Source organism: Companilactobacillus furfuricola (assembly GCF_003946325.1).
Lineage (GTDB): Bacteria > Bacillota > Bacilli > Lactobacillales > Lactobacillaceae > Companilactobacillus > Companilactobacillus furfuricola.
On sequence record NZ_RHNT01000023.1, the window covers coordinates 23618 to 33136 of the forward strand.

The 9519-nt window shown below is 39.2% G+C and carries 8 protein-coding genes and 1 tRNA gene; 1 reads left to right on the forward strand and 8 read right to left on the reverse strand.

Translation table 11 applies throughout. From position 1 onward, the window contains the following. Positions 1–64 precede the first annotated feature (64 nt). The 8 genes from EKM78_RS07470 to yycF form a co-directional block, all read right to left on the reverse strand. Positions 65–607 carry a TetR/AcrR family transcriptional regulator gene (locus EKM78_RS07470; protein ID WP_125770934.1) on the reverse strand — a complete coding sequence of 181 codons (543 nt, stop codon included), beginning with the start codon at positions 605–607 and terminating at the stop codon, positions 65–67. Between the two features lie 9 nt (positions 608–616). Further along, entirely contained in the window at positions 617–1096 is a 480-nt protein-coding gene (gene rlmH / locus EKM78_RS07475) for a 23S rRNA (pseudouridine(1915)-N(3))-methyltransferase RlmH (RefSeq protein WP_125770936.1), read from the reverse strand. Between the two features lie 383 nt (positions 1097–1479). Then, complete coding sequence (locus EKM78_RS07480) at positions 1480–2841, reverse strand: S1C family serine protease (protein WP_125770938.1); 1362 nt, start codon at positions 2839–2841, stop codon at positions 1480–1482. Between the two features lie 144 nt (positions 2842–2985). Then, complete coding sequence (locus tag EKM78_RS07485) at positions 2986–3786, reverse strand: MBL fold metallo-hydrolase (protein WP_245994944.1); 801 nt, start codon at positions 3784–3786, stop codon at positions 2986–2988. Next, positions 3779–4594, reverse strand: a complete 816-nt coding sequence (locus EKM78_RS07490) for a two-component system regulatory protein YycI (protein ID WP_125770942.1) — start codon at positions 4592–4594, stop codon at positions 3779–3781. Before EKM78_RS07490 ends, EKM78_RS07485 begins: the two co-directional genes overlap by 8 nt. A gap of 3 nt (positions 4595–4597) precedes the next feature. Next, positions 4598–5992, reverse strand: a complete 1395-nt coding sequence (locus EKM78_RS07495; protein WP_125770944.1) for a YycH family regulatory protein — start codon at positions 5990–5992, stop codon at positions 4598–4600. Next, entirely contained in the window at positions 5982–7883 is a 1902-nt protein-coding gene (walK, locus tag EKM78_RS07500; protein ID WP_125770946.1) for a cell wall metabolism sensor histidine kinase WalK, read from the reverse strand. The genes EKM78_RS07495 and walK overlap by 11 nt, the downstream gene beginning before the upstream one ends. Positions 7884–8037: 154 nt before the next feature. Continuing rightward, positions 8038–8748 (reverse strand): response regulator YycF, encoded by a 711-nt coding sequence (gene yycF / locus EKM78_RS07505; protein ID WP_125770948.1) that lies wholly within the window; start codon positions 8746–8748, stop codon positions 8038–8040. Between the two features lie 169 nt (positions 8749–8917). Between yycF and EKM78_RS07510 the strand changes: the two genes are divergently transcribed. Beyond that, positions 8918–8990 (forward strand) — tRNA-Lys (locus tag EKM78_RS07510). The last annotated feature ends 529 nt before the right edge of the window (positions 8991–9519 follow it).

The window sequence follows — 9519 nt, forward strand, 5'->3', positions numbered from 1 at the left end:
ACAATTTAATTGTAACCGCTTTCCAGATGGTTTGATATGGTCAAAGTTCCGCTTTTATCCAAACTTAATCGACATTATGTTCAAAAACGTTGTCTATCGACCCACCCAACATCCGATTCATTCGTTCACAAAACTCCGGCTTAGATTCTTCCATATTCGTTGTCAGCCACTGGATCAGTTGACTGCTGAGAGCTAACCCGTAAAAATTACCGATCTCATCTCGTAATTTATTCGGACAGTTTGGATGAGTGTCATCGACTACCCCTGTCACCATATCAAATGCTACTCGGTAGAGAAATTTTTCTAAAAAATTACGGTTGACTGATTTAAAGGTATTTAAGCAAAATTTCTGGTTATCATCGATGTAATCCAATAACAATTTGAGTCCATCTTGCCAATTCTTGACACGTTTGTAGGAAGCTAACTGTTGAACTATTTCGACACCGTAAATGTATTCTAGCAGGCTGTTGATGTCGTCAAAATGATAGTAAAACGTGTTCCGTGCCACATTTCCGGCACTAGTTAACTGGTTGATAGTTATTTTATCCACAGGTACTGTCTGCATAACTTCTTTTAATGTGTTTGCTAAATGCTTTTTGGTATCCATTGTTATCCCCTATTTGTGATACGTTCGATGATTGATGATCATGAATGAGCGATAAATTTGCTCTGTCAGTACTAAGCGCATTAGTTGGTGCGGTAAGGTGAATTTGCCGAAACAAATGCTGTAGTCGGCACGTTTTTTGACCTCAGGGCTAACTCCCAGTGAACCGCCGATAACTAAGGTGATATCACTAGTTCCGTATGTGGATAAGTCATCGATCTTCTTAGCTAATTGTTCTGATGTTAATTCCTTGCCTTTTAGATCTAGTAAAATGACATATTCTTTATCCTTGATCTTGCTTAGGATCCTTTGCCCTTCAACTTCTTTAACGTGGGCATCCTGGGCCTCACTTAGATTTTCCGGAGCTTTCTCGTCAGGACACTCAACGATCGAGAACTTGCAAAACGCTCCCAAGCGTTTGGAATATTCGGCAATGCCAGCTTTTAAGTATTTTTCTTTCAATTTACCAACGGTAACAAATTTTATGTTCATAATTACACTCCTTAGAAATATCATATACAACAATCCACAACAATTAAACCTTCGATCAAAGACGAAATATTTAAACACCGACTTATCCACACCTAAAAAAATGTTTGTGTATTAGCGTGTAACACTTGTGAAGTTGATATATCAACATTTGTAAGGGGTTTTAATTTGTCCACAAAAAGTTATCAACAACTCTTTTGTGGATTGTGGATAACTTTATCTACAGCGAGAATTCTAGATTTTTTCCACTTATCCACAAGTTATCCACACATGTGGATAATTCAATTTCATTCATTTTTGCAAAAAACGAAAAATATATTTAAATTTAGGGTTAAAAGTTCAAAAAAAAACGTGAAACCACTATTATTTGGTTTCACGTTCTTATTTTATTCAGTTGTTTTTTGTGTTAAATGAACTTTGACCGATTGTAGTTTCCCACTGCGGTAATACTGTAACGTAATCGTATCGCCAACTTTATGCGAGTACAGAGCGTTATGCAAGTCTGCAACCGAACTTATATCTTTACTGTCTACTTTGACGATCACATCATTTTTCTTGAGTCCAGCTTTCTTAGCGACTGAATCGTTCTCAGCACTGTAAACTAAAACTCCTTGAGTAACGTCTTTTGGTAATTTCAACGTATTTTGCGACTCATCCGATACTTGGTTCAAGTCGACTACTCTGATCCCTAGTGAAGGACGAGTTACTTTACCATTCTTGACTAATTCGTTGATGATCTTGACTACTTCGTTACTTGGAATGGCAAATCCCATACCTTCAACCGAGGTACCGTCAGTATTTGATGCTAGTTTCATTGAATTGATACCGATGATTTGACCAGCTGAATCAACTAGTGGTCCACCTGAATTACCAGGGTTAATTGCGGCATCTGTTTGTAAGACAGTGGCCTCACCTGTTGTTTGACCGGTATTTTGATCTTGTGTTTCCACAGTTCTATTTGTGGCTGAGATGATACCTTGTGTTACTGATGTGGCATATTGGCTACCTAATGGCGAACCAATGGCAATTACTGCATCACCAGGTGTTAAGTTGTCGGAATTACCGAATGTTGCTGTGGCAGGAACTTTATTACCATCGATCTCGATAACAGCTAGGTCAGTCGTAGCATCAGTTCCGACTAATTTACCAGTTACTTTAGTTCCGTCCTTTAAAATGATCTCAAGTGAATCTGATCCTGAGACAACGTGATTATTAGTTACGATATAACCTTTACCATTTTGCTTGGCGTAGATCACACCGGAACCTTCACTGTATTCTTCTAGTTGGCTATTCTTGCTATTAGATGAGCTGGAATTTGAATTGCTATTAGAATCTGAACCATCAGTTCTGTTAGTGCCTCCAGTCGTGCCATCTTCTGCAGAATTACTGTCTCCACTATCGCCGAAGAGATCACCGAAAATTGAGGATAGATCTCCGTCTGTAGAAGTCTGCTTTTGTTTCTGTAAGTTAACTACTGAAACAACGGCATTATCTACCTTGTTATACGCCTTAGACATGGTACTTGAGGTATCGACCTTCTTATCGCTAACTTGAGTCGTACCTGGCCCACTGCTTGAATTAGTGTCCGGAACACTGCTGGTACCCATATGAGTAAATCCGGCAAAAGCGATCCCCACACCTAAAATGGCAGAAACAAAGGCAACAGCCGCCGTTTTCCAAAGTGACTTATGAGACTTCTTCGTTTCACGAGCATTTTGTTGTTCTTGATTGTTGTTATTTTCATCCATAACGAGCTCTCACTTCCCATTAATACTGTAAATACATCATACAAATAAATTTTGAACAAAATGTGAATGTTATTTGATAAATTGTTTAAAACAAAAAGGCTATCTTGAATTAACAAAATAAACCTTTTAATCTTCTATTCAACTTTACAGCGAAATCAATGGGTCTGCAACTTTGGGATCCGTATCGTGGATCAAAAAGTCGCTGCCCACGCCAAAGTCGTGATCTTCCATGATCTTTTCGACTGCTTGATGAGCGACTGTCTTAGTATTGTTTTCTGGACTTAGGTGTCCGAGGTAGATTTGTTTAGTATTGTTGCCCAAAACGCTCATTAAAGCGTGTGCGCCGTCATCATTAGACAAATGTCCCTTTTCACCTAAGATCCGTTGTTTCAAAGGCCAAGGATACATCCCATTACGCAACATTTCGATATCGTGATTACATTCAAATAAATAGCCATCAGCGTTCTTGATCGTTTGCTCAACTCGATCAGACACGTAACCAGTATCAGTCAAGATGACAAAGTCTTTGCCATTATGATGGAACTTGTAAAATTGTGGGTCGGCAGCATCATGGGAAACTGCGAAGCTCTCAATATCCAAGTCATCTAAAGATAGGACTTTGTTGTGCTCAAAAATGTTGATCTGATCTTCTGGCACTTTTCCTATCTTTGGGAGCATGGCTTGCCAAGTCTTCTCATTGGCGTAAACATTCAAGCCATAACGACGAGCTAAAACTCCGACGCCTTTGATATGATCAGAGTGTTCATGGGTCACAAACAAAGAATCGATAGTATTGATATCTTTGCGAATACTTTCCAACGATTCTTTGATCTTCTTTCCTGACATCCCGGCATCAACTAGAACATGATGTTCCGGAGTTTCGATGTAAGTCACATTTCCTGAACTGCTGCTAGCCAAAACACTAATATTTAAATTATCACTCATTACTATAATCGTCTCCATTAGAAGAAGCCTTGATAATGTTTCCAGTAAAGGCATTGACCTTTTTGACGGTATCGACCTTGCTGTCCTTATTGTGGATGCTGACGAACCAGACTGGAATATAAATCGTACTTCCTTTTGCTTCCAATAACTTAGTATAAGCTAAGTTAGTATAAGTTATTTTTGAATTGTTAGGTATTTCCGAGCTGGAATACAAGTTAGTGACAATATCACGTTCTGATTTTGTCGGTTGCTTTTCTTGTAAAATATCCAGTCTCTTCATATAAGTCTGCGTATATCCTACCACTTTACCATTAACAACGGAAAAAACTAGTTGACCGGTCTTATCGTACATTGGTCCTAACGGGCCAGTTTCGGCGTAAACTATTTCCGAACTCGATGATAGTTGCGGAGCATAAGTATACTCATCACCGAACAAGACATTTGATTCTTTTTTAATAAATTTGTCGAGCTTTTCTTTGCGATTCGATGAAGTAACGCTGATCGGATCGTTCAAGTTACTGATCAATTTGTAAGAAGTTTGATTGTATTCAAGTTCTTGATTGTGCAATTTCGACTCATTGTTTGCCAAGTCGTTACTAGCCTGAGAACCTAAATAATAAGCATTCCCAGTCTTTTTATCAAGCTTTCCAAAAGTAATGTTCCGTTTTCTCATGTCTGTCAGGGTCGAACTTACCCCCGTCGTGGAATTAGAAATAACTTGTTGGCTATTGTGAAACGAAGTAAGCAAGAAGACGTCTAATGCTAAAAATACGACTAAGAAAATTATTTCAATTCTTCGAAAATCCATGCATTATTCCTCCCCCGTTGTATTGTTCGTTACACCCGAAGACGTGGCTGATTGGGTATTTGCAGTCTGTGAACTAGACTGTGAATCAGTCGTTTGTGCAGACATCCCAGTCCAATCTTCAAATGAGCGCCAATGGCCATCGACCTTGATATAGTAAGTTGGCTCCAGATCAATTACTGAAGAATTGTCCTCTTCATTGCTCCATTGATAGCCAACTTCTAGTTTTTGGACTTCACTTGGCGAAATACCAATATTGTTCAATTCAGCCATGATTTGCGTCGTTGACTTCAACGTGGCATTTCTCATATCTGAAGGCACCGGAACTTCGAGGACTTTATTCAAGAATTGCTCAGTTGATCCATTACGACTAAAGACGATCTTGATCGAGCCAAATTCACTCTTCTTGAAAATTGGGAAACCTTCAACATATTCACGGTAGACTAAAGTCTTATTCTTCCAGTTTGCATCGTAAAGTCTCAAGTTGGAAACTGAGTTTTGGATGTTCGTAGCCTTCTTGTAGCCCCGTTGGAAAAATGAGAGGTAATCTTTTGGCACCGATGTGTCAGTGTAATCAGAGAAAGTCAATTCATTCTTATCATGATCAGAAACCAAGCGCTTCGATTCGCCAACGCTATACGTAAAGACATTGCCACTAGAGCTGTTGTTGATCTCATCACTGTTGGATTCGAACAAATTAGCGGTATATTCAGAATCATCTTTAGAACTCATCACGTATGAATATCTCTTCAAAGTGATCGGCTCAGTGTAAAAAGTAACAACACCATGTTTGAGTAAATTGAGCTTAACTTTAAGATCAATGTTAGCTTTTTTAGCTAATTTCAAGATCGGTTTAGCAGAAGCTCCCTTGACTGAAGCTTCATAAACCGTGTAAGTCTTGTCATTAGCTAAGTAAACCTCATCTTCATCTTCTTCATCTGTTGAAAAAAGGATCCGATTGAAAGGATGATCTTTGGCTTTTTGTAGCTCGTTATTACTCATCAAATAACCTAGCGTACGAATAGAAATATTAGTTGGATAAACTAATTGGATCATGTTCTTTTGTTGCAGCATCTTTTGATACTTTGCACCATCTTTACTGAATTCACGGTGGAAAGATCCCACCTTCCAGTCTTTGATGATGTTTTGCATATTAAATGAAATATTATCTTTGTTGTTGTAGATCAGTCGTTGATTTTTCCCGTCCTGCCAGATCACTTGTGTCGGACTAATGATCTGGTCGATCGGCGTCTTATTCTTATCAACATCGCTACTAGCAACGTCAATGTTGCGATCTCTTTGATAACGGGCAGTGTTCGTCCAGATGAAAAATGAGAGAACGAAACTAGTAATTACTGCGACAACTAACAAGATTTGAACGATCAAACGGCTAAATTTCATCCCATTCTCCTCCTGTCTCATTTGGATCAAACGGTAGCGAAATGTAGAAAGTCGATCCTCTACCTTCAGCACTGTTGACCCAGATTCTACCTTTGTGTTGCTCAACGATCTCTTTAGAAATGGAAAGTCCTAAACCAGTACCACCTTGTTTTCTAGAACGAGCTTTATCAACTCGATAGAAACGGTCAAAGACTTTCTTGATGTCTTTTCTCGGGATACCTAAACCTTCATCGGAAATACTAATGATGATGTGCTTATTAGTCTCCAGCAATCGACAAGTGATAACCCCACCATCTGGCGAGTACTTGATAGCATTATTGATAATGTTATCGATCACCTGCGTCATTTTATCGGTATCGATCTCGACCCAAAGATCTTTCTGGGTAAAAATCCGTTTGATCCGATAATTCTTGACCACCTTGGAGTCATTCTCTTTAGCATCAGCTTTTTCCTTCTTCAGCATCATATCAAATCGATCTAAGATGTAAGAGAAGAATTCGTTGAAGTTGATCAATTCCTTATTTAATTTCGAACGACCCTGGTCCATCCGTGACAAGTTTAAGAGATCCTGGATCATCCGGATCATTCGATCAGTTTCTTCAGCAGTAACGTTCAAAAATTGGGGCGCCAACTTCTGATCTTTCCAAGCACCGTTGTTCAAAGCATCAATGTAACTACTAATACTAGTCAACGGCGTTCTCAATTCATGAGAAACGTTGGAAACGAACTGACGACGTTCCCGATCGATCTTCTGTTGTTCAGTAACATCGTGCAGAACGCAGACCATACCACTGATAAAGCCACTATTTCTTTGGATCAAAGAAAAGTCAGCATTTAAGATCAATGAACCATCATCGTCTTCATCTAGGTCGGCATCATCATTAGAGTCACTTGATTCAATGATCATCGGTTCAGGATTTTCCAACAATTCGTCAAAACTAATGTTGTCGCTGATCCCCAATGCATCAACCAACTGAGCTCCATTAGCTTCCTCTTCTGTCTTATTAAGGTATTCCCGAGCCATTTCATTGATGACGGTAATATTACCCAGCCTGTTCGTGGCAATAACACCATCGGACATCTGGGTTAAGACACTATCGAGTCGCCGTCGCTCTGATTCCGAGTTTTCCGTTGCCTCTTCAACCTTGACCGAAAGATCATTAACCGCCATTGCCAACTGACCTAATTCATCAGGAGAATAAACTCGAACTTGACCGGAATAATCTCCTTCAGCCATTCGTACAGCCTGCTGTTTCATTTCACCGATTGGCCGCGTAATAGCACGAGAAATAAAGATAGCAATAATTGCTCCGAGTAAGCCAGCTACTAAGGAGGCGGTCAAGAAGATAACAATAATATTATTGATCCCGGTATAAACCGACTCCATGCTGGCTCGAACATAGATTGCTCCGACCACATTACTACTATCCGGCGAGGACACTGGCGTGATCGACTCATAAGAACTACCCAGCGATTTATCATAATAGATCTGAGTTATCTTCTTATTATTAGAAATACTTCGTCGAACTTGATCCTTCAAAGTCTTTCGACCGATCATAGATGCCTTATCCGCATCCTTAGTCCCAACCACGATCCCATTACGGTCCATAACTTGAATATCGGTAATATCAGAGTTATTCCGCGCAAAATCTTGGATAGTATTATTAATATTCGCCCGCGTATGAGAATCATTATCAGTCAAATTCTCCGAAATTTGATTGAGAACGTAAACTTTAACACTGACTGAATCCTCAAATTGTGAGACATTTTGTTGTTCCAATTGTCGAACAAAGTAAGCCCCAATGATTTCGATCGTAAAAATCAAGATCAAGATAAACGATAGACCGATCTTAAAGTTGATCGAATGTAAAAAAGCTAGTCTTTTTTTCAAAATAATTCTCCTATGATCAACTAAACTTATCCCGTTTAGTCAAATAACACAAACATATCTCTATTATACTTTCATTGAACACCATTGTAACAAAAAATCGGGCTCTCAAATGTTGAGATGGCCCGATTATTTATTATTATTTCCTATATTAGAATTATAAATTACTATCTGAGTCTGGATTTCTAAGATAATAACCAACTCCACGTCTAGTCATCAACCATTCCGGCTGACTAGGGTTATTTTCGATTTTCTCACGAAGACGTCGAACAGTAACATCCACTGTCCGCACATCACCAAAGTAATCGTAGCCCCAAACAGTTTGGAGCAAGTGTTCCCGCTTCATAACTTGACCAATATGTTGTGCTAAGTAATACAACAATTCAAATTCACGGTGCGTCAATTCGATCCCTTTGCCATTTTTAGTAACTGTGTAAGCTTCTGGCAAAATAGTCAGATCACCGACTTGGATCTCGCTATTTTTACTTTCCTCGGATGGAGTTTCCCGTTGAGTTCTCAGACGTGCTTTAACACGGGCCACTAACTCACGGTTTGAGAAAGGTTTCGTAACGTAATCATCGGCACCAAGCTCGAGACCAATAATCTTATCGATCTCGGTATCTTTAGCTGTCAACATAATGATCGGTGTATCTTTAGTCTTCCTAACAGTACGAGCAACTTCAAGACCATCAATAACAGGTAACATTAAATCTAACAAAATCAAATCCGGATTTTCGGAGTCAACCTTCTCAAGGGCTTCTTTCCCATCGAATGCAGTAATTACCTCATATCCTTCATTTTCCAAATTATATTTAACAATGTCTGAAATTGGTTTTTCATCGTCTACTACTAAAATCTTTTTAGCCATAATTCCTCTCCTTGACTTAAGTCATTATACTAGTTCTGAAATATTAAAACAAAATCATCTAAACTTAAACTTAAAAAAATCGAATTTATTAAAAAAAACTCTTGTGCAGGATTTGTTCCTTATGATATTATATATCTCGTTGGTTGATTGAGATAAGCAATCACATCATGGGTGGTTAGCTCAGCTGGCAGAGCAACGGACTCTTAATCCGTGGGTCCAGGGTTCGATCCCCTGACCACCCATAACTTTTATAAACCGATTGTATTAGATTTTATATCTAGTATGATCGGTTTTTTGTTTTATTTGAAGTCGTTTGCTTGTTTTTGATGTTGTGGGGTACATGGTTATTGTACATTTGTGGGGTTGTTTATTTTGGAAAGTCATTGAAATTTAATTTGGTCTTAATTTTTTATGGTGTTTTGGGGTGGTGGTAGGATTTTGGGTGTACGTTCAATGCCGGTTCCGGGTCGGGGCGCTATATGGGACTGGAACGCTGCCGACGCAATTTTGAGCTACCTGGAAGTTCGCCAGGTATCTCAAAACTTGGTCTTTCACTAGGCAATAAAATTGCCAAGTGAAATTTGGGTGCGCTCGGCATGGGCGTTAGCTAGGTGATGAAAGTTCACTGTGAGCCGTAGTAGTCGGAATCACGAGTTGAGGACAAGGGTGTCCACCGCGAGGTGGAATCTGAAGAAAGTCTAAAGCAAAGTACTGAGCTGATGTACAAGAATCGACTAATAGGCCGGAAATGCAGGATAAGTTTGCCCAACA